This window comes from Spiroplasma endosymbiont of Melieria omissa, from assembly GCF_964031175.1.
GTDB classification, from domain to species: domain Bacteria; phylum Bacillota_I; class Bacilli_A; order Mycoplasmatales; family VBWQ01; genus Spiroplasma_E; species Spiroplasma_E ixodetis_A.
Genome location: NZ_OZ035012.1, coordinates 1,203,811 through 1,228,484 on the forward strand (window position 1 = coordinate 1,203,811; position 24,674 = coordinate 1,228,484).

Below are 24,674 nucleotides of genomic sequence, written 5' to 3' on the forward strand. Positions count from 1 at the left end.
TTTTTATTCCACCTTTTCTTTTTTTAATTTTCTTATTTCTTTTTCTATTTTTGGTAAATATAAAATAATAATTAATATTAAAATTGGTATTATTTTAATTATTAAATTTAATATAAATTTTATTCTTGGTGGTGCTTTATTTGGTATATGATGTAATCCAAATCCACCAATACTAGGTATGACTGTTAATCATATTGCATTACCTCAATTATATTTTCAATCTACATTTTTCATACCTAATTTAGTAAATTCTAAATATTTAGGTAATATTATTGTTTGTGGTAATGTACTCCATAATGTAATTATTAAAGATATTAATATAAATGATAATAAATTTATTGAATCTAATTGTTTTTTTCTTAATTTTTCAATATCATTTAATAAACTAAAATCATATTTTTTTCTATCTTTAATATAATCTCTTCTACCACGAGTAAAAGGAATTAAATAAGTAGTTTTTCACTCAGGTTTTTGTATTTCCATTTAACCACCTACTTTCATTTTTTATAAAAATTAGAATTTTGTTTAATTTTTATATATTTTCTTGTATGTAAAGAATTTTTTAATAATTGTTTTCTTTCATATCTTCATTGATTACTTCCTATTTCATTTTTAGATAAAGTTTTATATTCTTTTAATTTAAAAAAACCTTTTTCTAATTTATTAATAAAATGCATAGTTTTTTGTACATTAATATTATTTGGATAAATTACACTAGTATCTTGTGAACCATAATATTTACCTTTTTTTGCTAATTCACTTTTAACATATTTTCTTAATTGACTTGGTAATCATTTTCTATTTCAAAATTTTCAAAATATTGTTCCAGCACCAGAACCATTTTTACCTTTAGCTTGTATCATTAATATTCATATTTCTTGTGGAAATGTTGGATAAGTATATGGACCATATCATATTTGTCTTTTATCATTATCACTTTGAAATAATGCAGTTAATGTTCCAACTTTTAAATTTTTATTATCAACAGTAAATCTTGCTCTTTTAAATCATGAACTTGATAATACTTCTCATGCATTATTTGGTATTTCTTCTTCATTTTCTTTAAATAAATTATCAAATTTATTGACATAATTTTTAACTGTTCTAATTTCTGTTGGCATAATAGAATTTTTAAAACTATTTATTGGATTTTTAAATTTATTAATTTCATTTTGCAATATAGATAATTCATTTGGTTTTAATATACTTGCTAATTTTTTAAGTATATTTGGATTAAAAACACTATATGGTTGATGTATTTCTTTTTCACTAATATTTTCATTTTCAAATACTGCTTTTAATGATTGATTTTTATAATAAGTTCTTAAAGCATTTATTAATGCTAATTTAATATCATTAGTTGCTAATGCATAATATATTCATTCAATAATTAAAGGGTTCATTATAAACTCATATGGTTATAATCTCAAGTTAATGAAGCATTATCATAATTTAATGGTACTTCGGTCATATTATCACTACCATAATATTGACTTGATGTTTCACTATTAATTGTAAATCTATTATCATTAATTAATCTTGTAGTTTCATTTGTAAATGAAGTTTCTTCCATTTCTTGATTATGATGTGTAGTTTCTAATGGTAGTAAATTATGAATTATTTCACTTGCACCAGCAATTATGGTAGGTATTGCATAAGCATTATTAAAATCATTATTAATACCCATAGCAACACCACTTGATATTAAACAACCACCAGTAGCCATATTACAAATCTTTCTTATATTTTCAAATCTATTAGGTATTAATTCTGTTAATCCGCTGATAAGATTTGAAATACCATAAGCATTTAAACTAATATATGTATCTCAATCCATTAAATGATTATCAGTAGTATTAGTATTACTTAATAATAAATCTGGTGGAAATGGGTCAACAGTAGTAGTTGTTATTGGATTTTCTGTTGGATTAGGATTAATGGAAGAGTTAATAAACTTGCTATAATTTGCTAAACCAATTGTTCCTAAACCAAGTAATATTTTTTTAGAACTATTAATTAATTTAGTTTTAGTATTTGGTCTTTGATTTAAATTTCAAATATCTAAACCTAATTTTTTACCAAATAATAAACTATTAATTGAACCTAATACTGGATTTGCAATTACTTGACCATAATAAGCACTTGTACCAATCATTGCACAAATAGGACTTATTCCAGTTCTAATTAATTTAGTTAAAGTATAGTTACTCAATTGTGTAGTCTCAGCATGTTGTTGTGGCATATTTATTTTCTCCTTTTAATAATTGATTAGTTTTTTTAATTTGAATTCTAACTGTTCCTTGACAATTTATATTATTACCAACACATATTGCAAAATTATCATGTACATCACTTACTATAAAATAATCATTTCTTAATTTAGGATATTCATCTAATAATATTGCTCTAATGTCATTACTAGTAGTTAAATCTTCTGGTTTAGGTGAATAAATAATAATATGTGCTTTTTCATCAAAATATTTATAAATATATTCCATAATTATTTTTTAGTAAATTCTAATTTTACTGTTCCATAATAATCTTTATTATCACCAGTCATAATAGCATTTATTGATGTAATATTACTAAAGTCTACTGATTTACCTTTTTCATAACCAACATTACCAGCATTTATTATTGCAGTTTCTAATTCATCATTTGTTGGAGTTGCACCAGCCATAGTTATTTTTCCTAAATTTCTATAATAAATAACATCTTCTAAATTTAATTTATTAATATCATCATATAAAGTTGATTGATAAGTTGCATTTTTATTTTTAGGATTAGTTAAAAAATCTTTTGCTCTTGCTTCTTTTATTTCTTCAACTGTAGGCATAGTTGGTCTAATTAAATACATTAAATTAGGTCTAATAGCACTTGGTAATGCAAATAAACATTTACCAATAATTTTAATATTATCTGTATCATTATCTAATTTTTGTCTTATTTTAGTAAATGAAATAGGCATACCTCACATATATCTATTAACTACAAAACCATGTGTATTTGATAAATTATAATCATTTTCTAAATGCATGGCTTTTTCAGTATCATGTTTAAATTCTTGTTCTAAATAAAAACTTTCTCAAAATTCCATACCAGCAATTAAACTTGTATATCTTCTACCATATGCTAATGTATCTGCTGAAATTTGACTATAATTTAAAACAGTAAATGCTTTTGATAATCCTAAATTACTATCAATTCCAGTTGCTCCCATTAAATCTTCTCTATTAGTTCCTACAGTAATATAATTTACTAATTTAATTAATTTATTATTTCTTGCTCAAATTTTATAATAAGCTTCTTTTGCTTGTTCTGCATTCATATTAATTAAATCTAATGGTAATACTAATGATTTAGCAATAGCATAATCTTGAATACCATTTAAAAATATTAATTCTAAGTTTTCACCTAAATTTCTCATAAATGAAGCTGTTCAATTTGAAACAATTTGTACTGCAATATCTTTTGGTGCTTTCATAAATCTTTCAATATCAAATTCTGGAATTTCAAAATCAATTGTTAAATATTTATTAATTTCTAATTTAGTTGTATAAACATCACCAATTTGTCTTTTAGTTCCACTTTTTACATCTCATGTTGAACCTCATAATACACGAACAGTTGCTCTAAAAATAGCAATACCAACACCAGCCATTTCACCAATTTGAGCAGCACTGCAAGTTCCACGCATAAACATGGTTGACTTTTCACTTGTTAATTCACCACGTACTTGTGCTTCAAGTACACTTAAAATAGCATTTTCTGTAGGATTATTACCTTTAATAAAAAATGCTTCAGGTATTTTTATAGCTCCCATAATAAAACTTCTTTCTATTTACCAATAGATTGAAAAGCTTCATTTCTAGTAATTTCAACTAAATCTTCTAATTCTTTTTGATTAGTCATTCCTTGTGTTATTGCTTTATTTTTTAAATCTTGAGCAATTTTAAAATGGTCTAATGAATTATTATGTAATTGTAAAATTAAATCAGTAGGATTAATTGAATTATCTTGTTGTTTATTTTCTTGTTTAATAGGTTCTGATTTATCAATTAAAAAATCTTTATAATCTTCATTTATTTTATTAAATGCTTCTTGTTTAGATAAAGATTTATAATTATCAGTACTCATTAAATTTTTAATTAAATTTACTTTTTTAGTATCTTTAATATTTGAAAATAATTGTTGCTCTTCAAAACTATTAATTTTATTTTCATATTCTTTTATTTTTGTTTCATATTCAGTTAATTTAGTTAATTTAGGTTCAATATCTTTTTTACTTTCAGCATATACTACATTTCTATGTTGTTTTAGTAAATCTTTAACATCATCTAAACTATAATTCTCTTTTTCATCAAAAGTAAAATCACTCATACTTTTAATCTCCCTTGTTATTAAATTTTAATAATTCACTTGGTTAATAGGTCACTTTTATATATGTTATTTAACATATTCACTTTATTAAATTATATCATTTTTCTCCTTTAAAATAAAGAAAAAAACCTATATTTATTATAGGTTTCTAATCATTATTTTCTATTTTTCTAGGTTCAGAAATATTAATAATTATATTGCTTTGTGTGTTATTTTCATCTTCATTAATATCAAATTCATATGGATGAGATTTTAATCAATGTGTATAAATTAACTCTGGTTTTACTAATGCTTTTTCTAACATATGAGTTGAAATAATACTACGTGCTTTATCATAACTTTTTAAAAAATTACGTTGTCATGGACTGCTTCTGCGTCGGCAATCAAATATAAATTTTCTATCAATTCCAAGTGCATTATTTAATCCTTGCGGAGTTAATGTTTTATTTTTAGTTCTTAAATAATTACTAATCGTAACATCATAATTTCCTAATTCTTTTCTTTTTGCTGGCATATTTATCACCTATATTTAAATATTTATATACTAATTATAACATTTTAACCAAATCATTTTACAACACTGAACAATTAATAATTGTTATACTCAAAGTCATGTATTTAGAAAGGAACAACTAATATCATGCCTTGAAAAAATGATAAATATGATTATGATACTTTTGATATACAACATGCAAATAAAAAGTTAGAAGATTATGATAAAGATGTATTAGATTATGATTATTATTGATATAAAAATAAATATGATAAAACTAAATTTAAATTAATACAAAGAAGACAAAAAGTATTATTTAATACTTTTGGAAAATCTTATCTTCCATTACGAATATATAAAAATTTAGAGACTAATGAAAATATATGCCCTGTAAAACAAGCAATTGGAATTCCAAAATATAAAAATTGTACTAATAATTTAACATTATTTATAATTAAACAAATACATAAAGGTAAAAGACAATGTGATATTAAAGATATGTTACCATATTGTGGTATTTCAAATGAAACTTATAGTAATATAATAAAAAATACAAAAATTGAAATTCAATTACCAATAAATAAATATGAAGTTAAAGATTATTTACATATTGATATGGATGATTGTTTTGAATATTTAGCAAATGAACAAGGAATAATAGAAAAATATTGTATTAGAATTTTCAGTCTTTATACTCATAAAATTAATATTTATAAAAATAGAAATCAATTACAAAATAAAACATGAGCATATATGATTTTTAAACTAAGTGATAATATAACTCAAGATAAAGTATATGATTTTATATATGCAACTACTATTAATCATTATGATATTAAAATTAATCATTTTACTGATATATTTTGACAAAATAATCATTTAATTATTGGTGGTGATGGTGCATTATGAATTAGAGCAATGGCAAAATGATTTGGTGGAAAATATGTATTAGATTGTTTTCATGGTATTAGTTATTTATGAAAATCATTTATTAATGTAAAAGGTAAGAAAAAAGCAGATACAAATTGACCTAATTATTTTGATACATCATTTAATTTTAAAAATGGTAATTATAATGAATTAATTAATATTTTAAAACCTAATGTTAATAAACAAACATTTAATTATTTTTATAATAATGAACAAGGAATTATTAATCAAGGTAAAGATTGAAATATTGGTTGTCATGCTGAAAGTACTGTTTCACATTTAGTTAAATCATTAAAAGGTTATGGTGCAAAATCATATAATTATAAAACATTTGTAAATATGTTAAATACAAGAGTTGCTCATATTAATAATCAAAATATTGTTATTTGTTAATGTTATAAAATTAAATAAATCTAAACCTAAATAGTTAGGAATTTTTAGTTTTACATAATAAAATAAAACACTAAAATACTTTATTTATTAAATATAATATGATATAATTATATCAACAATTAAAGATATTTTTCTCTCAAAAAAATATACTTTATACGCATTTTTTAAACGGCCAATTAATATAGTTTAATTATAACAGAACTAGAAAATTTAATAAACATATAAGTTTATTTCAAAAAAATTAAATTAAAAATCTCAATAAGATTTGTCCATAATTATGAAGAAAAGCAATAATAAAAAATAAATAGTATTATTTCATATTTTTAGATATAATTATTTTAATTTAATAAATGTATATACCTAATATAGCTATTTTTCTATATTAGGATTTTTATTAAATTAAATATCCAAATAAAAAAGGAAAAATAAAATGTTAAAAAAAATATATAGCTAACTAAAGTAATGTTTACTCATATCTTCAAAAACAAAATCAATAGCTTTTTTAATATTTGGTCAATAATTTGGTAATATTTTTCTTATATTATGTTTTATAGCAAATCAAAAATGTTCAATTGGATTTAAATTAGGAGAATATGGCAGAAGAAATAATAGTTTGCATCCAACATTTTCAATTAATTGTTGTGTTAATTTAGATTTATGAAACGTTGCATTATCTAAAACTATAATTTGTCCACGCTTTAATACTGGAATTAGTTTATTTTTAACATATGATTCAAAAATTTTACTATTGCAATGTCCTTCAAATGCTCATAAGGCTTTTAATTTACCTTTATTTAGTGAACCAATTATACTCATTCTCTTTATTTTATATGCGGGTTTATTATCAAATAATCTTTTACCTTTTTCAGATCAACCATATTTATAAAATTCATTATCATCAATTCCAGATTCATCAATATATACTAAATCTTCATTCATTATTTTAGCTATTTCTTTTAAAAAATCTTCTTGTTTATTTTTATCTCTTTGTTCATATAGAAAAGTTTTTTTTATATGTATAATTTAGTTTTTTAAAATAGTTATAAACTGTTTCTTTAGTCATATTTCCAAATTTATCAATTACTTTTTGAACTGTAACATCTTTATTTTCTGCTAAATAATTTTTTAATTCATCTAAATCCTTTATTTTGTGGCTATGTCCTTTTTGATAATTCAAAATTGGTTTTATATGCCCAGTTTCTTTTTTTCTTTTTCTTCATAAAAATAAAGTCTTTCTAGTGATATTGAACACTTTACAAATTTCTTTAATTTTCATATTTTTACTTTCATAAGCTTCTATTACTTTTCTTCGTAAGTCTTCACTGTATGGTTTTGGCATAATTTAATCTTCCTAATCTATTTTAATTATTGCTGAATTGTACTTTTAAATTCAAAAACTGTTTAAATTACATATTATTATTTTACATTATTTATGAGTAAATATTACTTTAGTTAGCTATATATCAAGATATTAATAATATATCAACTATGTTTTGTCATAATAGTTTAGAGATAATTATTAATTTTATTACTAGTGTTATTGTTAGCATAGTTTTGATTAAGATTCATTTTATGATTTGATTAGTAAATTTATTAAATGGTTTTATAACAGTATTAATTAATTTTATAATAATGTTATGAAAAAAACCATTAGTAAAAAAAGAACTAGTTACCAAATTAGATTTGCAGCAACAAATAATTTTAAGTCAAAAAAGTTTTGAAGATGCCTATTTTCGTAATTTGCAACTGCATATTAAAAGTATATTAGTTAAAAAATATAATACACATATTAATAATTATTGACAATTAAATAATTTAGTTATTAGACTTACTGCATAACTAGTTAACTTTTCATTTTTTTGTTATTATTAAAATAAAATTTGAATAGTTAAGGATAAATTTTATGACATATTTTGAATTAAAAGATAAACCGGATCAATATTTTCGTAAAATAGTTGGTATTAATAAACTAGTTTTTAATGAAATTTTAAATATTTTATTAGATCATCAAAATCTAAAAAATACCACTGGTGGAAGGCCATATAAAATGTCAATAGAAGATAGACTAGTAATGACTTTAAGATATTTATATGAAAATCGTACATATCATAGTATTGGTGCTGAGTATGATATGGTTGATACTACTGCTTTACGAAATATTCGTTCAATTGAAGACATTTTAATAAATAATAATAAGTTTAATAATTTAACAAATAAAAATATTTTTTTAAAAAGAAGAATTCAAAAATAAAATTTTGATAATTGATGTAAGAACCTGTTTAGGATCTTTTTTGATTAATTTTTAATAAAATTTATATTATAATGGTTATTTTATAATAAAAAATAGATTTTTAGTCGATAAGTTTTCAAATGATAAAATCTTTTTAACAAAAAAATGAAAAAGAAAATAAATTATTGGTTAAGTACCTATTTATAAATGATTATTTCTTGTTTTAGTTAAATTCTATTAAAAAGATTCTAAACAGGTTCTTAGGTGTCTCATATGAAGATACAAATCTTACTAATAATAAATATAATGAAACAAACGAAAAAAATTTAATTTTTCTTGGTTTTATAACTTTTCTTGATACACCAAAACCTACAGCAACAAAAATGATCAAATTGCTAAAAACACATGGTGTTGATCTTAAAATATTAACTGGTGATAATGAATTAGTAACAAGAGCAATTTGTAATCGTGTTAATCTAGAAATTAAAGGATTAATTTCTGGTGAACAATTAACTGGCCTAACTGAATATGAATTAAAAAGAATTGTTGAAAATAATAATATTTTTGTTAAACTAAACCCATTACAAAAGGCAAAGATTATTCAAACTTTAAAAAGTAATGATCACGTTGTTGGTTTCATGGGTGATGGTATTAATGATGCTTTAGTATTAAGAAATGCTGATGTTGGAATTTCTGTTGATAATGCTACTGATATTGCAAAAGAAGCATCAGATATCATTTTATTAGAAAAATCATTATTAGTTTTAGAAAAAGGGATTATTGAAGGTCGTCGCATTTTTGGTAATATTTTAAAATATATTAAAATTACGATTGCTTCTAACTTTGGTAATGTCTTTAGTGTGCTAGTAGCATCAGCATGATTTGCTTTTGCACCAATGTCACCAGTACAATTATTATTTCAAAATTTATTATATGATATTTCACAATTTACAATTGCCTTTGATCGTGTTGATCCATCATTTTTATTAAAACCACAACGCTGAAATCCAAAAGGAATGTTACCATTTGCTTTTATTAATGGACCTATAAGTAGCATTTTTGATATCTCTACTTTTGCAATTTTTGGATTTGGATTTGGTGTCTTTGCTAATCCTTCTGCAGAAAATATTAATATGTTCAACTCAGGATGATTTATTGAAGGTTTATTAACACAAACATTAATAGTACAAATGTTTAGAACTGAAAAAATTCCTTTTATTCAAAGTCGTGGTACTTGACCAGTGAATATAATGGCAATTGTTATTTGTACCATTGGATTAAGTTTACCTTATACTTACATTGGTCATCAAATGAATATGGTAGGACCACCACCAGTCTATATTCCAATTGTTTTAGGAATAATCATGACTTATTGTGTGCTAAGTCAATTAATAAAAATGGGATACATTAAAGTATTTAAAAAATGATTATAACGGCTAATTAATATTAACGTTTGCAATTGTAAATAGCAATTATCTATATTTACTATAGAAATAAATCTTATGATATAATTTTTTCAAACTTAATATAAGTTTTTAACCTATTTATTTTAGTTTTAAAATAAATAGGTTTTTTAATTTGATAGGAGAAAAAAATGTCTAATTTAAAAGAAATATCTAAATTAAATACAACTATAAATATTAATAAAAATGAAAAATTAATTAAAGGCGCTAAACATGATGATTTAGAATTGACCCAAACTTTACTAAAAAATAACGCTGATGTTAATTATGTAGATGAACATCATAATAGTCCATTAACAATAGCTGCTGAACATGGTAATTTAAAAATTGTTCAAATTTTATTAAAAAATAACGCTAATATTAACCATATAAATGATTTTGGTGATGATGCTTTAAGAATGGCTGCTAAAAAGGGATACACAGAAGTAGTTAACGCTTTATTAGCAACAAATAGTAAGAACCTGTTTAGAATCTTTTTAATAAAACTGAAATAAAGGAAAGAACAACCATTTGTAAACTAGTATTTAGTTTTCTTTCACAATTTTTTCATAATCTTCTGTATTTTTCTAATCAAGCAAAGCTTCGTTCTACAATTCATCTTTTTGGTAATACTACAAAAGTATGTAGTTCATTGCGTTTTATAATTTCAACATTTGCATTTATGATTGTTTTGATTTCAGAAGCAAATTTTTCACCAGTATAACCAGCATCTACTATTATTTTTTGAACTGCAGAAAGATTTTCTTTTTCATTTTCAATCATTATTATAGCGCTATTACGATCTGTTTTTTCTGCTGTGGTTATGTAAATTGCATGTGGTAAACCTTGAGAATCAACAATAATATGACGCTTTATTCCTGAAATCTTTTTACCAGCATCATAACCTTTATTTTCAGTAGTATCTGTATTTTTAACACTTTGCGAATCAATTATACAAAAACTAGTTTGTTCTTTGCGATTATTGTTGATACGAACTTTTTTAACCAATTTTTTTTAAAATTAATTGCCATACACTAGCTTCTTTACCGTTATTTTTACTTCAAATTTGAAAATAATAATATACAGTTTGTCATTTTGGAAAATTTTTTGGTAGCATTCTTCATTGACAACCACTTTTTAATACATATAAAATTGCACAAAATACTTCATATAAATCTAAACTTCTTGGTTTTGTTTTCTTTTTGCTATTTTCTAAAATTGATTTTATGTTCTCAAATTGTTCTTTGGTGACATGACTTGGATAATTTTTATGCATAATATATACCTCTGATTTTAAAATATATAATCATTTTACATTATTTTCGAAAAGATTCTAAACAGGTTCTAACAGAAGTAGAAACAGAACGACCAAAATATAATCAAAAAGATTGATTTTCTGGCAAAAAATGAATGCATACTGTTAAGTTTCAAACCATAATTAATGCACATACTAATGAAATTTTAAATATTTTTCCTGATACTGGTAAAAATCATGATTTTAAAACTTTTAAAAATTCAAAGTTAGAATTTTTGTCAGAAACTGTAATTCTTGCAGATAAAGGTTATCAAGGTTTACAAAAAATTCATAGTAATACATTTTTACCCATTAAAACTAGTAAAAATAATCCTAAAACAAGTAAAATTAAAATTTTTAATAAGATTATTAATAAAACTCGCAGAAAAATTGAACATGTTTTTGCATTTTTAAAATGTTTTAAAATTATTGGTTATAAATTTAGAAAAGGTAGAAAACGAATATTTTTAAGATTTAATTTAATTGCAGGATTTTATAATTTATCATTAAAACTTAAAAACGTTATGCAGTAAGTCTATTAATAATAGTTCGTTAACAAGTTTTATTAAAAATATTATTAGTTTTATTACTATATATAGCTAACTAAAGTAATGTTTACTTATATCTTGAAAAACAAAATCAATCGCTTTTTTAATATTTGGTCAATAATTTGGTAATATTTTTCTTATATTATGTTTTATAGCAAATCAAAAATGTTCAATTGGATTTAAATTAGGAGAATATGGCGGAAGAAATAATAGTTTGCATCCAGCATTTTCAATTAATTGTTGTGTTAATTTAGATTTATGAAACGTTGCATTATCTAAGAACCTGTTTAGAATCTTTTTAATAAAACTGAAATAAAGGAAAGAACAACCATTTGTAAACTAGTATTTAGTTTTCTTTCACAATTTTTTCATAATCTTCTGTATTTTTCTAATCAAGCAAAGCTTCGTTCTACAATTCATCTTTTTGGTAATACTACAAAAGTATGTAGTTCATTGCGTTTTATAATTTCAACATTTGCATTTATGATTGTTTTGATTTCAGAAGCAAATTTTTCACCAGTATAACCAGCATCTACTATTATTTTTTGAACTGCAGAAAGATTTTCTTTTTCATTTTCAATCATTATTATAGCGCTATTACGATCTGTTTTTTCTGCTGTGGTTATGTAAATTGCATGTGGTAAACCTTGAGAATCAACAATAATATGACGCTTTATTCCTGAAATCTTTTTACCAGCATCATAACCTTTATTTTCAGTAGTATCTGTATTTTTAACACTTTGCGAATCAATTATACAAAAACTAGTTTGTTCTTTGCGATTATTGTTGATACGAACTTTTTTAACCAATTTTTTTTAAAATTAATTGCCATACACTAGCTTCTTTACCGTTATTTTTACTTCAAATTTGAAAATAATAATATACAGTTTGTCATTTTGGAAAATTTTTTGGTAGCATTCTTCATTGACAACCACTTTTTAATACATATAAAATTGCACAAAATACTTCATATAAATCTAAACTTCTTGGTTTTGTTTTCTTTTTGCTATTTTCTAAAATTGATTTTATGTTCTCAAATTGTTCTTTGGTGACATGACTTGGATAATTTTTATGCATAATATATACCTCTGATTTTAAAATATAGCTAACTAAAGTAATGTTTACTCATAAATAATGTAAAATAATAATATGTAATTTAAACAGTTTTTGAATTTAAAAGTACAATTCAGCAATAATTAAAATAGATTAGGAAGATTAAATTATGCCAAAACCATACAGTGAAGACTTACGAAGAAAAGTAATAGAAGCTTATGAAAGTAAAAATATGAAAATTAAAGAAATTTGTAAAGTGTTCAATATCACTAGAAAGACTTTATTTTTATGAAGAAAAAGAAAAAAAGAAACTGGGCATATAAAACCAATTTTGAATTATCAAAAAGGACATAGCCACAAAATAAAGGATTTAGATGAATTAAAAAATTATTTAGCAGAAAATAAAGATGTTACAGTTCAAAAAGTAATTGATAAATTTGGAAATATGACTAAAGAAACAGTTTATAACTATTTTAAAAAACTAAATTATACATATAAAAAAAACTTTTCTATATGAACAAAGAGATAAAAATAAACAAGAAGATTTTTTAAAAGAAATAGCTAAAATAATGAATGAAGATTTAGTATATATTGATGAATCTGGAATTGATGATAATGAATTTTATAAATATGGTTGATCTGAAAAAGGTAAAAGATTATTTAATAATAAACCCGCATATAAAATAAAGAGAATGAGTATAATTGGTTCACTAAATAAAGGTAAATTAAAAGCCTTATGAGCATTTGAAGGACATTGCAATAGTAAAATTTTTGAATCATATGTTAAAAATAAACTAATTCCAGTATTAAAGCGTGGACAAATTAGACTTACTGCATAACGTTTTTAAGTTTTAATGATAAATTATAAAATCCTGCAATTAAATTAAATCTTAAAAATATTCGTTTTCTACCTTTTCTAAATTTATAACCAATAATTTTAAAACATTTTAAAAATGCAAAAACATGTTCAATTTTTCTGCGAGTTTTATTAATAATCTTATTAAAAATTTTAATTTTACTTGTTTTAGGATTATTTTTACTAGTTTTAATGGGTAAAAATGTATTACTATGAATTTTTTGTAAACCTTGATAACCTTTATCTGCAAGAATTACAGTTTCTGACAAAAATTCTAACTTTGAATTTTTAAAAGTTTTAAAATCATGATTTTTACCAGTATCAGGAAAAATATTTAAAATTTCATTAGTATGTGCATTAATTATGGTTTGAAACTTAACAGTATGCATTCATTTTTTGCCAGAAAATCAATCTTTTTGATTATATTTTGGTCGTTCTGTTTCTACTTCTGTTACATCAATTATCAAAATTTTATTTTTGAATTCTTCTTTTTAAAAAAATATTTTTATTTGTTAAATTATTAAACTTATTATTATTTATTAAAATGTCTTCAATTGAACGAATATTTCGTAAAGCAGTAGTATCAACCATATCATACTCAGCACCAATACTATGATATGTACGATTTTCATATAAATATCTTAAAGTCATTACTAGTCTATCTTCTATTGACATTTTATATGGCCTTCCACCAGTGGTATTTTTTAGATTTTGATGATCTAATAAAATATTTAAAATTTCATTAAAAACTAGTTTATTAATACCAACTATTTTACGAAAATATTGATCCGGTTTATCTTTTAATTCAAAATATGTCATAAAATTTATCCTTAACTATTCAAATTTTATTTTAATAATAACAAAAAAATGAAAAGTTAACTAGTTATGCAGTAAGTCTGTTGTGTTAATTTAGATTTATGAAACGTTGCATTATCTAAAACTATAATTTGTCCACGCTTTAATACTGGAATTAGTTTATTTTTAACATATGATTCAAAAATTTTACTATTGCAATGTCCTTCAAATGCTCATAAGGCTTTTAATTTACCTTTATTTAGTGAACCAATTATACTCATTCTCTTTATTTTATATGCGGGTTTATTATCAAATAATCTTTTACCTTTTTCAGATCAACCATATTTATAAAATTCATTATCATCAATTCCAGATTCATCAATATATACTAAATCTTCATTCATTATTTTAGCTATTTCTTTTAAAAAATCTTCTTGTTTATTTTTATCTCTTTGTTCATATAGAAAAGTTTTTTTTATATGTATAATTTAGTTTTTTAAAATAGTTATAAACTGTTTCTTTAGTCATATTTCCAAATTTATCAATTACTTTTTGAACTGTAACATCTTTATTTTCTGCTAAATAATTTTTTAATTCATCTAAATCCTTTATTTTGTGGCTATGTCCTTTTTGATAATTCAAAATTGGTTTTATATGCCCAGTTTCTTTTTTTCTTTTTCTTCATAAAAATAAAGTCTTTCTAGTGATATTGAACACTTTACAAATTTCTTTAATTTTCATATTTTTACTTTCATAAGCTTCTATTACTTTTCTTCGTAAGTCTTCACTGTATGGTTTTGGCATAATTTAATCTTCCTAATCTATTTTAATTATTGCTGAATTGTACTTTTAAATTCAAAAACTGTTTAAATTACATATTATTATTTTACATTATTTATGAGTAAATATTACTTTAGTTAGCTATACATTTAATAATTACTTACTTATTTTTATTATGCTTGCTATTTTATTTTTAGTTATTGAGACAATTGCAGATTGACAAAAGTTTAGATTTTCCTTAAAGAAAAAACATGATTTATTTTTTATTAATTATGGTTTATGAAAAGATTGTCGTCACCCTAATTATTTAGCAGAAATTGGGTTTTGATATATGATGACAGCATTGTTTATTTGTGATTTATTATTTAAAAATATTAATAGTGATATAAATAATTTATATCACTTATTATGATTATTAAGTCCGTTGTATTTTAATGTTGTAGTAATTAATATTACCTTAATATTACCGACATACCAATATGAGAAGTAAAACAATGACAAAGGTTACACTCTAATGAAGATTATTACAAATATTTAAATGAAACTAGTTGTGTAATGTGTTATATCGGTAAAAAAGGTCCAATTAATAAAGTGAAAAAATTAATATATAAAAAATAAGAACATATGTTCTTATTTTTTATATATTAATTTATTAAATTCTTTTTATTGCACTATTAATAAAATCTTCATTTGGATCAAATTTAGTTTCGTTATTAATATTTCATAATTTTTCTTGCTCTGTTTTAGTAACTTTATTAGGCATTTGTATATCAAGAATAACATGTAAATCACCACGTTTACTACTATTAGGGTAATAGAATCCTTGATTTTTTAAAGTAATTTTGTCACCGTATTGTAGTCCTAATGGTAATTTATGTTTAATTATTCCTTCAAAGGTAGGAATCATAATAATATTTCCCAAAATAATATCTAAGTAAGATACTGGTAATTTAATATACATATCACTACCTTGACGATCTAAGAAAGCGTGTCGCTTAATATTAATACCAACAAATAAATCGCCTTGAGTGCCACCATTATGACCAATTTTACCTTTACCTTTAATTCTAATTTGTTGACCATCAAAAATACTGCGAGGAATATCAAATTCTAATTTTTGATTTTCAATATAATAGCGATGTCCTTTGCATTTTAAACATTTTTGACGAATAATTTTACCAAGTCCTTGACATTGGTTGCAAACACCTTGATGTCTAAACATACCTAATGGTGATTGTTGAACATATTCAAGAACTCCTTTACCTTTACATTTATCACATGTACTAATATCATTAGGAGTTCTAGCACCAGTTTCTTTACAATCCTTACAAGCAACATCAATGTTAATACTAATGGTCATTTTTTTTCCAAAGAATACATCGCGATAACTAATTTCAACTTTTGTTAGGATATTATCACCTGGTGTTTTACCATTATAGCGTTGTTGTTGTCTTCTATTACCACCAAATAAGTCACCAAATAAGTCACCAAATGCTGAACTAAAGTCACCGAAACCACCAAAACCACCGAAACCAGAAGAACTGCCAACTCCAGGCATATCATGACCAAATTGATCATATTTTGCTCTCTCATTAGTATCAGATAAAACTTGATAAGCTTCGCTTATTTCTTTAAATCGAGCTTCATCACCACCACTTGGTGAATCAGGATGATATTTTTTTGCAAGCGTACGAAACGCTTTCTTAATTTCATCTGGAGTAGCATTACGTGAAACTCCTAGAATTTCATAATAATCACGTTTTTTACTTGCCATTTTGTCCACCTCTAATTATTTTATTTAGTTGTTGCGTCAACATCAATAACATCATCACTTTTATTATCATCTTTTTTAATATGATCTGTTGGTTCTTGTTTTTGTTTGTTCATAAATTGTTGTGCAGCAGCAAACGCTTGTTTTAATTGTTCTAGTTTTTCTTTTAAATCATCATATTTTTTTTCATCTAGTGATTTTTGTAAGTCATCACGTAGTTTTTTCATTTCAGCAATTTGTGGATTTTCTGCTTCACCTTCTTTTGCTGATTTAGTAACTTCAGCAGTCATTTTATCAATATCATAAATATAGGCTTGTGCTTGATTAGATAATTCAATTTCTTCTTTATGCTTTTCATCGTTTTCACGATTCTTTTCAGCATCTTGTACCATTTTTTCAATTTCGTCTTTACTTAAAGTACCACTATTGCTGATAGTAATTTTTTGTTCTTTATTAGTTTTTAGATCTTTAGCACTAACAGATACAATACCATTAACATCAATATCAAAAGTAACTTCAATTTGTGGAACACCTCTTGGTGCTGGTTCGATACCACTTAATTGGAAACGACCTAGTGAATGATTATCTTTAGCTAGTGGACGTTCTCCTTGTAAAACACTAATATCAACAGCGGGTTGATTGTCTTCAGCAGTTGAAAATACTTGTGACTTTTTAGTAGGAACAGTAGTATTACGAGAGATTAATGGTGTCATTACTCCTCCTAAAGTTTCAATACCTAATGATAAAGGAGTTACATCTAATAGTAAAACGTCAGTAACATCACCCGATAATACTCCTCCTTGAATAGCAGCACCTAAAGCTACTACTTCATCAGGGTTAACACCACGATGTGGTTCTTTACCAATTTCGTTTTTAATAACTTCTTGCACAGCTGGGATTCTTGTTGAACCACCAACTAAAATAACTTCATCAATTTCATTTTTGCTTAATTTAGCTTCTTTTAAGGCATCACGAACAGGAGCAATAGTTCTTTCAACTAGTGATTTTGTTAGTTCATTAAATTTGGCACGTGTTAATTTTTCATTTAAATGTAATGGACCTGAGGCATTCATTGAAATAAACGGTAATGAAATATCAGCTTGTACTACTCCTGATAAGTCTTTTTTCGCTTTTTCAGCAGCATCTTTTAAACGTTGCATTGCCATTTTATCTTTTGATAAGTCAACACCATTACTTTTTTTGAATTCACTAACTAAATGTTGAACAATTAAGGCATCAAAGTCATCACCACCAAGTTTGTTATCACCACTAGTTGATAATACTTCAAATGTTCCACCTGCTAATTCTAGAACTGAAACGTCAAATGTTCCACCACCTAAGTCAAATACTAAAATTTTGTGATCTTTATCTTGTTTATCTAAACCATAAGCAATGGCAGCAGCAGTTGGTTCGTTAATAATTCTTTCTACTTTTAATCCCGCAATAATTCCTGCATTTTTAGTAGCTTCACGTTGTTCATTGTTAAAGTAAGCAGGAACAGTAATAACTGCTTTTGATATTTTTTTACCTAATTTTGATTCAGCAAAAGTTTTAATAGTGCGTAAAATTTCTGCAGACACTTCTTCTGGTTTACGTGTTTTAGTAGCGGCTTTAACTGTTTCTTTAGTTCCCATAATTCTTTTAATTGAACTAACAGTATTATCTGGATCAGTAATAGCTTGACGTTTAGCAACTTCACCAACCATAATTTGACCATCTTTGTAAGCAACAACTGATGGTGTTGTTCTTCCACCTTCGGCATTTTCAATAACTTTTGGCTTATCACCTTCCATTACGGCAACACATGAATTAGTTGTTCCTAGATCGATTCCTAAAATGATTTCTTTATTTGTTGTTTTATTTGTAGACATAATATTTTCACTCCTTAATTTTTCTTTGTTTCTGTTTTTTCTTCTTTAGTTTGAAAAATTTTAACTTTAGTGGTGCTAATGACACGATTATGCAATTCATAACCATTAGCTATAACTTCAACAATAGTATTATTTTTTACATTTTGATAAACATTGTTTGTATTATCATTAATAATTTCTACTGCCTCATGTTGGTGAGAATTAAATTGATCTCCAACTTTAGCAGTAATTTCTTTTAAACCCTCTTTACCAAGTGCTTTAATTAATTCTTCATAGATAAATTTAAAACCAACTAGGAAATTTTGAACAGCTGCATTATCAGTTTTAAAGTTTAGTGCTCGTTGGAAATTTAATAAAGTATGAACTAAATCTTTAATAATTTTTTGATTAGCATATTTAATGTGTTCTTTATTTTGAATTTCTAATTCTTTAATGGTATTTAATCTAGTAGCTAGCATTAATTGCTTTTGCTGTGAATTAATTTTATTAAGTTCTGTTGTTAATTCTTTAATTTTTGTTTCTAATTCGATTTCTTTATTTAATGATATTTTTTCTTCTTCAACACTTACTGGTGTTTCAGTAACAGGAGTTGAAATAGTTGTATCTTTAGTTTCTGTTGCTGATACGTTATCAATGTTATCTTTTTTAGCTTTTGTCATTTTATCATCTCATTTCTATTTAAAGTTTTTAATCAATGTTTGATTAATCCAATTTAGAATTTCAGTTAGTTTTTCATATTCTAAACGTTTAGGTCCAACAATTGCAATTTGTCCTTGTTCACCATCATGAACTTTAAAAGTAGTAGTAATCATTGCCATATCGTTATTTTCATTGCCCAGTTCTTCACCAATTTTAATTTGTAGTTGATTATTATTTAATTCATCAAAATACATTCATGGTGATTGTGATTCAATGAATTTAATAATTGTTTTAACCTTATTAATATCATTAAATTCAGGATTTTCTAACATATATTGAACACCGTGTGTTGTTGATAGTGGTCGTGAGAAATTAATTAAAGTGTTAACAAATCCTTGAATAATATATTCTGATTTTTGTACTTGTTGTTCAAGAATTGGTTTTAATAAATTTACTTTCTCACTAATTTCACTAATTTTAGTACCAATTAATCTGGTGTTAAAAATATCAATAGCAATTGATAAATTGGTTAATGATGTTTCTTGAATATTAAACATTTTGTTTTGAACATGACCATTACTAGTAATACAAATTGTTAAAGCATTATCATTACTAATCGGTATTAATTCAATTTTCTTTAAAGTATCTTCATTAAGATTAGGACCAGTAACAATACTAATCAAATTAGTCATTTCACTTAAAATACTACTAGTTTTATTTAATACTTCGGTAATTACTAAGTTACGGTTATTAAATACTTCTGCTATTTTTTTCTTCAAGATTTCTAGTTCTTGGTGTTCACCCATATTCATTAAATTATCAACATAATAGCGATAACCTTTTGTTGAAGGAATACGACCACTAGAGCTATGTGCCTTTTCTAATAATCCTAATGTTTCTAATTCAACACATTCATTACGAATAGTAGCACTAGAAAAATTAATATTGTTATTATTTTCTAAAATAGTTTTGCTACCAATTGGTAATCCTGTTTTAATATATTTTTCAACAATGATTTTTAAAATTTGTGATTGTCTGTTACTTAACATTGTTCACCACCTTTTTTAGCATTCATTAACCTTGAATGCCAATACTTATATAATTATAACTGAGAGTGTAATAATATCAAGACTTAATTGAATTTTATTTTTTTACTGAGAATAAACATATTGTCTTTATTGATAGTAATTACCATTCGTTTGTGGGGTATTAGTTCTTCTTTAATAATAGCTTGTGCGATAATAGTTTCAATATGGTGTTGAATATATCGTTTAATCGGTCGTGCGCCATATTCTTCATCATAAGCATCTTTTAGTATTTTATTAACTACTTCTGATTCATAAGATAATTGTAAATTTTTTTCTTGTCTTAATCGTAATAATAAAGTATCTAATTCTTTAATAATAATTTCTGTTATTACTTTTTTACTTAATGGATTGAAGATAACAATTTCATCAATTCGATTAATAAATTCTGGTCGAAATGATTTTTTTAAGATATTTAATGCTTGCTCTTTGCTGTTATCTTTACCACTTAATAGTTCTTGTGAACCAAGATTTGAAGTCATAATAATTATTGTGTTTTTAAAGTCAATTAAGAGACCATGACTGTCTGTAATTCTACCTTCATCAAGAATTTGTAATAAAATATTTAATACTTCAGGATGGGCTTTTTCGATTTCATCAAAAAGAATGATACTGTAAGGATTTCTTCTTACTTTTTCGGTTAATTGTCCACCATTTTCATAACCAACATAGCCAGGAGGCGAACCTAGTAATTTGCTAACTGCGTGTTTTTCCATAAATTCTGACATATCAATACGAACCATATTTTTTTCGCTATCAAATAAAATATCAGCTAAGGTTCTGGCAACTTCAGTTTTTCCAACACCGGTTGGACCCAAGAAAATAAATGAACCAATTGGGCGATTGGGAACTTTAATACCAGCACGAGCTCTAATTAAAGCATCACTTACCAACTGTAGGGCATTACTTTGACCTTTAATTCTCGTATTTAAAGTTAAGGGTAATTTTAATAATTTTTCTTTTTCGGTTGCTAATAAACGAGTAACAGGAATGCCAGTTCATTTTGCAACAACTTTTGCAATATCTTCACTAGTAACATCTTCGCGTAGTAAAGGATTATCTTTTTTTATATTTTCACTATCTTTAAGTTCTTTTTCTAAGTTGGGAATAATACTATATTGTAGTTCACCAGCTTTTGTAAAATTACCTGATAATTGATACAATTCTAGTTCTGATTTAGCATTTTCTAATTTATTTTTTAAACTAGTAATGTGGTCTAATGCTGACTTTTCTTTGATTCATTTATCTTCTAATTGTTGTAAAGTATTTTTTTTAGTTTTTAATTGTTTATCGACTTCAATTAGTCTTGTTTGCGAGTTTTCATCTTTTTCTTTGCTTAAGACTGCTTGTTCAATTTTTAATTGTAAGACTTTTCTTCTTATATCATCTAAATCACTAGGAACCGAAGCAATTTCAGTTTTAATACTAGCACAAGCTTCATCAATTAAGTCAATTGCTTTATCAGGTAAGTAACGATCATTAATATATTTATTAGATAGATAAACAGCTTCTCGTAATGCACTATCATGAATTTTTACACCATGATAAGCTTCAAAACGTTCTTTTAAACCACGTAAGATAGCAGTTGTATCTTCTGTTGTTGGTTCTTTAATAATCATCTTACGAAATCTTCGTTCAAGGGCTGCATCTTTTTCAATGTATTGACGATATTCGTCAAGTGTTGTGGCACCAATACAACGTAGTTCACCACGCGCTAACGTTGGTTTTAGTAAATTAGAAGCATCCATTGAACCTTGTGTTCTACCAGCACCAACAATTAAATGTAGTTCATCAATAAATAAAATAATTTTTCCATTAGAATTTTTAATTTGGTTAATGACCGCTTTTAATCGTTCTTCAAATTCACCTTGGAATTTAGCGCCAGCAATTAGTGCTCCCATATCTAGTTCATAAATAATTTTATCTTTTAAGTTACTAGGAACATCACCACGAACAATACGTTGGGCTAAACCTTCAATAATAGCAGTTTTACCAATACCAGGTAAACCGATTAAGACGGGGTTGTTTTTAGTTTTTCGTGAGAGTATTTCTTCTACTTTACGAATATCTTCATCACGTCCAATAATAGGGTCTATTTTTCCTGTTTTAGCTTGTACAATTAGATTACGAGCAAATTTATCAAGAATTTTAGGATCATTACTATAGTTAGGGATTTCATTTAATTGCATAATGTCACTCCTCTTTTTAGCACTATAATTACTTGATTGCTAATAATATTAATATACTAACAAATAAAATTAGCAGTTTCAAGTAGTAACTGCTAATTTTATATTTAATTGACTTAGGGATAAGTATTTTCAATTAAAGAAACTAATATAATATTAATATTTGTGATAGATCTTGTAGGTATTTTAAATCTTAAATATATATTTCTCGTGTAAATAATATATATCATATTTTTAAAAGAATTGATATACTAATTACATAATTGCTAGATAAAAATAAATAATAGTAATTTAATAACTTTTAAATATTAAATTTATAAGGAAATATTATGAAACAATTTAAACAAAAATTAATTTTATTACTTAGTGCTAGCAGTTTATTAGTAACTTCAGTATTAAGTATTAGTTTTAATAATAAAAATCATCAAACTAGTAATAGTAAAGTTAGCGGCTTTCATATTACTGTTAAGTCATCAAATCGTAACTTAGTTAATAGTATTAAATCTTGAAATAATGATTCACAATATTTATATAATAATGTTAAAAATACACCATTAAATGTTAATTTTGATAGTTATGATCAAATTATTAATAATGATTGAACACATAGTAATATTGAAACCAATGATATTATTAATGATCAAGGTTATAGTCAATTAAAAAATATTATTAATGATAATAGTAGTTATTTTAAAAATGCAGAAGGTTTTCTTACTACAGGTGCTTTTGGTCATACTTTTAATGAAAAAAGTAATAATTTAATTTTACAATATCATCAAACAATTAAAGAAAGTATTGATGCAGGACTTTTTGCAACAATATATGAAGCAAGTGATATTAATACTTTAATGGAAGTTCCATATAATTTACAACCAACTACTAATTTTCAAAAATCTAATTTTGAAACGCGTGCTAAAATATTTCCAATTGGACCATTTGCAAATACTAAGGATAGTTTTAGTAATGAAATGTTTGTTTTTTATGTGCATCCTCCTTTTAAAAAATCAGGATTAGAAATTTCTATTAATAATGAAAACAGAGAAATAAAAATAATTGTTAAAACTAATAGTAATAAAACTTTTGACTATGCTATTTTAAACCAAGATTATAGTAAAAATAAGCCCACTATATATAATGTGAAATGAAATGATAGTGATGGTAGTACTGTTTTAAGACAAGAAACACTTACTATTAATAGTTCTATGCCAGACATTCAAGTTATTAATGAAAAAGAAGATAAATCTTCATTAATTCATCAATATTTTATTAATGATGAAAAAAATAGTAATTTACAAATGATTGCTTTTAGTCAAATTAAATCAGAAGCTGTTATTACCGCTAATGTTAGTGAAGATAAATGAACATATCAGCGCGTTGATGATAATCTTGTTCCGCAAGAAGAAAAGGTAACACCTATTTCAAATCAACCATTAAAAACATATCAATCTGAAGATCATACTATTTATTTATTACAAAGAATAGTAAATGATAAAGTTGATAGTTCTTCAAGACAATATTTAAATATTTATAATATTAAACCTTTATCAACTAAGTTTTCTGGTTTTACTAATTTTGCTAATAGTCAATCTGGTATTGATTTTAATCAGTATTTACAAGAAACTACTAATATAGATTGTGCAATTGATGTACTAAATCCAGGTCAATTACGTTATTGATTATTATTTTATGAGCACGATTTAATTACTCATTTATATGCTAATGTTAAACATGATGAAAAAAATAAAAATAACCCTTTTGCTTTACCAGAAATAAAACCAAAGACAACAACTTTAATTAATAATTGAAATATTATAATTATTGGTAGTACTTTTTTATTAGTTATTATTGCTATTCCAGTAGTTATAACAATATTAAGAAGAATAAAAATTAAAAAGTAAGCGGTTAATTGAAGTAAGCCTAGTCATTAT

At 24.3% G+C, this 24,674-nt stretch carries 30 protein-coding genes; 9 read left to right on the forward strand and 21 right to left on the reverse strand.

The annotated features are described in order from the left end of the window. Positions 1-3 precede the first annotated feature (3 nt). The 7 genes from ACQH26_RS07910 to ACQH26_RS07940 form a co-directional block, all read right to left on the reverse strand. Positions 4-483 carry a hypothetical protein gene (locus ACQH26_RS07910; RefSeq protein WP_425382187.1) on the reverse strand — a complete coding sequence of 160 codons (480 nt, stop codon included), beginning with the start codon at positions 481-483 and terminating at the stop codon, positions 4-6. A gap of 8 nt (positions 484-491) precedes the next feature. Continuing rightward, positions 492-1,403 carry a hypothetical protein gene (locus ACQH26_RS07915; RefSeq protein ID WP_425382188.1) on the reverse strand — a complete coding sequence of 304 codons (912 nt, stop codon included), beginning with the start codon at positions 1,401-1,403 and terminating at the stop codon, positions 492-494. Further along, a complete protein-coding gene (locus ACQH26_RS07920) occupies positions 1,403-2,242 on the reverse strand; it encodes a hypothetical protein (RefSeq protein ID WP_425382189.1) in 840 nt (279 codons plus the stop codon). Before ACQH26_RS07920 ends, ACQH26_RS07915 begins: the two co-directional genes overlap by 1 nt. Further along, complete coding sequence (locus ACQH26_RS07925) at positions 2,205-2,498, reverse strand: hypothetical protein (RefSeq protein WP_425382190.1); 294 nt, start codon at positions 2,496-2,498, stop codon at positions 2,205-2,207. Before ACQH26_RS07925 ends, ACQH26_RS07920 begins: the two co-directional genes overlap by 38 nt. A gap of 2 nt (positions 2,499-2,500) precedes the next feature. Continuing rightward, positions 2,501-3,823, reverse strand: coding sequence for a hypothetical protein (locus ACQH26_RS07930; RefSeq protein ID WP_425382191.1), 1,323 nt, complete (start codon positions 3,821-3,823; stop codon positions 2,501-2,503). A gap of 14 nt (positions 3,824-3,837) precedes the next feature. Next, on the reverse strand, positions 3,838-4,380 hold the full coding sequence (locus ACQH26_RS07935; RefSeq protein WP_425382192.1) for a hypothetical protein: 543 nt from the start codon (positions 4,378-4,380) through the stop codon (positions 3,838-3,840). 148 nt (positions 4,381-4,528) lie between these two features. Next, the gene (locus ACQH26_RS07940) at positions 4,529-4,894 is read right to left on the reverse strand and encodes a hypothetical protein (protein ID WP_425382193.1); all 366 of its coding nucleotides are present in this window, start codon (positions 4,892-4,894) and stop codon (positions 4,529-4,531) included. A 126-nt stretch (positions 4,895-5,020) separates the two neighbouring features. On the opposite strand from ACQH26_RS07940, the gene ACQH26_RS07945 reads away from it, so the two are divergent. Next, positions 5,021-6,196, forward strand: a complete 1,176-nt coding sequence (locus ACQH26_RS07945; RefSeq protein WP_425382194.1) for an Mbov_0401 family ICE element transposase-like protein — start codon at positions 5,021-5,023, stop codon at positions 6,194-6,196. 450 nt (positions 6,197-6,646) lie between these two features. On the opposite strand, the gene ACQH26_RS07950 is transcribed toward ACQH26_RS07945, so the two are convergent. Both ACQH26_RS07950 and ACQH26_RS07955 read right to left on the reverse strand, forming a co-directional pair. Continuing rightward, positions 6,647-7,135: an IS630 family transposase gene (locus tag ACQH26_RS07950; RefSeq protein WP_425382195.1), complete on the reverse strand. Its 489-nt coding sequence runs from the start codon at positions 7,133-7,135 to the stop codon at positions 6,647-6,649. 40 nt (positions 7,136-7,175) lie between these two features. Then, on the reverse strand, positions 7,176-7,535 hold the full coding sequence (locus ACQH26_RS07955) for a helix-turn-helix domain-containing protein (protein WP_425381863.1): 360 nt from the start codon (positions 7,533-7,535) through the stop codon (positions 7,176-7,178). A gap of 293 nt (positions 7,536-7,828) precedes the next feature. On the opposite strand from ACQH26_RS07955, the gene ACQH26_RS07960 reads away from it, so the two are divergent. From ACQH26_RS07960 to ACQH26_RS07975, 4 genes are all read left to right on the forward strand, one after another. Beyond that, positions 7,829-8,035 carry a hypothetical protein gene (locus ACQH26_RS07960; protein ID WP_425382196.1) on the forward strand — a complete coding sequence of 69 codons (207 nt, stop codon included), beginning with the start codon at positions 7,829-7,831 and terminating at the stop codon, positions 8,033-8,035. A gap of 64 nt (positions 8,036-8,099) precedes the next feature. Beyond that, complete coding sequence (locus tag ACQH26_RS07965; protein WP_425381897.1) at positions 8,100-8,447, forward strand: transposase family protein; 348 nt, start codon at positions 8,100-8,102, stop codon at positions 8,445-8,447. Positions 8,448-8,770: 323 nt separating this feature from the next. Further along, positions 8,771-9,859: an HAD-IC family P-type ATPase gene (locus tag ACQH26_RS07970; RefSeq protein ID WP_425383105.1), complete on the forward strand. Its 1,089-nt coding sequence runs from the start codon at positions 8,771-8,773 to the stop codon at positions 9,857-9,859. A gap of 161 nt (positions 9,860-10,020) precedes the next feature. After that, entirely contained in the window at positions 10,021-10,383 is a 363-nt protein-coding gene (locus ACQH26_RS07975) for an ankyrin repeat domain-containing protein (RefSeq protein ID WP_425382197.1), read from the forward strand. Here the strand turns inward: ACQH26_RS07975 and ACQH26_RS07980 are convergent. Then, a protein-coding gene (locus tag ACQH26_RS07980) for an IS5 family transposase (RefSeq protein ID WP_425382012.1) occupies positions 10,355-11,144 on the reverse strand; the annotation gives its coding sequence in 2 pieces (ribosomal slippage) (positions 10,355-10,882 and positions 10,884-11,144; 789 coding nt in all). The two genes, ACQH26_RS07975 and ACQH26_RS07980, sit on opposite strands and share 29 nt — an antisense overlap. Before the next feature lie 134 nt (positions 11,145-11,278). Here ACQH26_RS07980 and ACQH26_RS07985 point away from each other — a divergent pair. Next, positions 11,279-11,695, forward strand: a complete 417-nt coding sequence (locus ACQH26_RS07985; RefSeq protein WP_425382198.1) for a transposase family protein — start codon at positions 11,279-11,281, stop codon at positions 11,693-11,695. 66 nt (positions 11,696-11,761) lie between these two features. On the opposite strand, the gene ACQH26_RS07990 is transcribed toward ACQH26_RS07985, so the two are convergent. Continuing rightward, positions 11,762-12,013 (reverse strand): transposase, encoded by a 252-nt coding sequence (locus ACQH26_RS07990; RefSeq protein WP_425383106.1) that lies wholly within the window; start codon positions 12,011-12,013, stop codon positions 11,762-11,764. Then, positions 11,998-12,787 (reverse strand): IS5 family transposase gene (locus ACQH26_RS07995; protein WP_425382012.1). Its coding sequence is split into 2 segments (ribosomal slippage): positions 11,998-12,525 and positions 12,527-12,787, totalling 789 coding nucleotides; the frame shifts between segments, so codons are not numbered across the junction. Before ACQH26_RS07995 ends, ACQH26_RS07990 begins: the two co-directional genes overlap by 16 nt. Positions 12,788-12,932: 145 nt before the next feature. On the opposite strand from ACQH26_RS07995, the gene ACQH26_RS08000 reads away from it, so the two are divergent. Together ACQH26_RS08000 and ACQH26_RS08005 are read left to right on the forward strand one after the other, a co-directional pair. Further along, complete coding sequence (locus tag ACQH26_RS08000) at positions 12,933-13,292, forward strand: helix-turn-helix domain-containing protein (RefSeq protein WP_425381863.1); 360 nt, start codon at positions 12,933-12,935, stop codon at positions 13,290-13,292. Positions 13,293-13,332: 40 nt separating this feature from the next. Beyond that, a complete protein-coding gene (locus tag ACQH26_RS08005) occupies positions 13,333-13,602 on the forward strand; it encodes a transposase (protein WP_425382199.1) in 270 nt (89 codons plus the stop codon). Here the strand turns inward: ACQH26_RS08005 and ACQH26_RS08010 are convergent. The 9 genes from ACQH26_RS08010 to ACQH26_RS08050 form a co-directional block, all read right to left on the reverse strand. Then, positions 13,592-14,086, reverse strand: coding sequence for a transposase family protein (locus ACQH26_RS08010; RefSeq protein WP_425381872.1), 495 nt, complete (start codon positions 14,084-14,086; stop codon positions 13,592-13,594). The two genes, ACQH26_RS08005 and ACQH26_RS08010, sit on opposite strands and share 11 nt — an antisense overlap. Positions 14,087-14,090: 4 nt before the next feature. Further along, positions 14,091-14,438 (reverse strand): transposase family protein, encoded by a 348-nt coding sequence (locus tag ACQH26_RS08015; RefSeq protein WP_425381897.1) that lies wholly within the window; start codon positions 14,436-14,438, stop codon positions 14,091-14,093. 56 nt (positions 14,439-14,494) lie between these two features. Then, complete coding sequence (locus ACQH26_RS08020) at positions 14,495-14,818, reverse strand: transposase (RefSeq protein ID WP_425382200.1); 324 nt, start codon at positions 14,816-14,818, stop codon at positions 14,495-14,497. Positions 14,819-14,858: 40 nt separating this feature from the next. Continuing rightward, positions 14,859-15,218 carry a helix-turn-helix domain-containing protein gene (locus ACQH26_RS08025; RefSeq protein ID WP_425381863.1) on the reverse strand — a complete coding sequence of 120 codons (360 nt, stop codon included), beginning with the start codon at positions 15,216-15,218 and terminating at the stop codon, positions 14,859-14,861. A gap of 628 nt (positions 15,219-15,846) precedes the next feature. Continuing rightward, entirely contained in the window at positions 15,847-16,968 is a 1,122-nt protein-coding gene (locus ACQH26_RS08030) for a DnaJ C-terminal domain-containing protein (protein WP_425382201.1), read from the reverse strand. Between the two features lie 20 nt (positions 16,969-16,988). Next, the gene (gene dnaK / locus ACQH26_RS08035) at positions 16,989-18,836 is read right to left on the reverse strand and encodes a molecular chaperone DnaK (protein ID WP_425382202.1); all 1,848 of its coding nucleotides are present in this window, start codon (positions 18,834-18,836) and stop codon (positions 16,989-16,991) included. Positions 18,837-18,850: 14 nt separating this feature from the next. Next, complete coding sequence (locus tag ACQH26_RS08040; protein WP_425382203.1) at positions 18,851-19,495, reverse strand: nucleotide exchange factor GrpE; 645 nt, start codon at positions 19,493-19,495, stop codon at positions 18,851-18,853. A 15-nt stretch (positions 19,496-19,510) separates the two neighbouring features. Further along, positions 19,511-20,524, reverse strand: a complete 1,014-nt coding sequence (gene hrcA, locus ACQH26_RS08045; protein WP_425382204.1) for a heat-inducible transcriptional repressor HrcA — start codon at positions 20,522-20,524, stop codon at positions 19,511-19,513. 83 nt (positions 20,525-20,607) lie between these two features. Then, positions 20,608-22,749 carry an ATP-dependent Clp protease ATP-binding subunit gene (locus tag ACQH26_RS08050; RefSeq protein ID WP_425382205.1) on the reverse strand — a complete coding sequence of 714 codons (2,142 nt, stop codon included), beginning with the start codon at positions 22,747-22,749 and terminating at the stop codon, positions 20,608-20,610. 326 nt (positions 22,750-23,075) lie between these two features. Between ACQH26_RS08050 and ACQH26_RS08055 the strand changes: the two genes are divergently transcribed. Further along, positions 23,076-24,644, forward strand: a complete 1,569-nt coding sequence (locus ACQH26_RS08055) for a hypothetical protein (RefSeq protein WP_425382206.1) — start codon at positions 23,076-23,078, stop codon at positions 24,642-24,644. Positions 24,645-24,674: the final 30 nt, after the last annotated feature.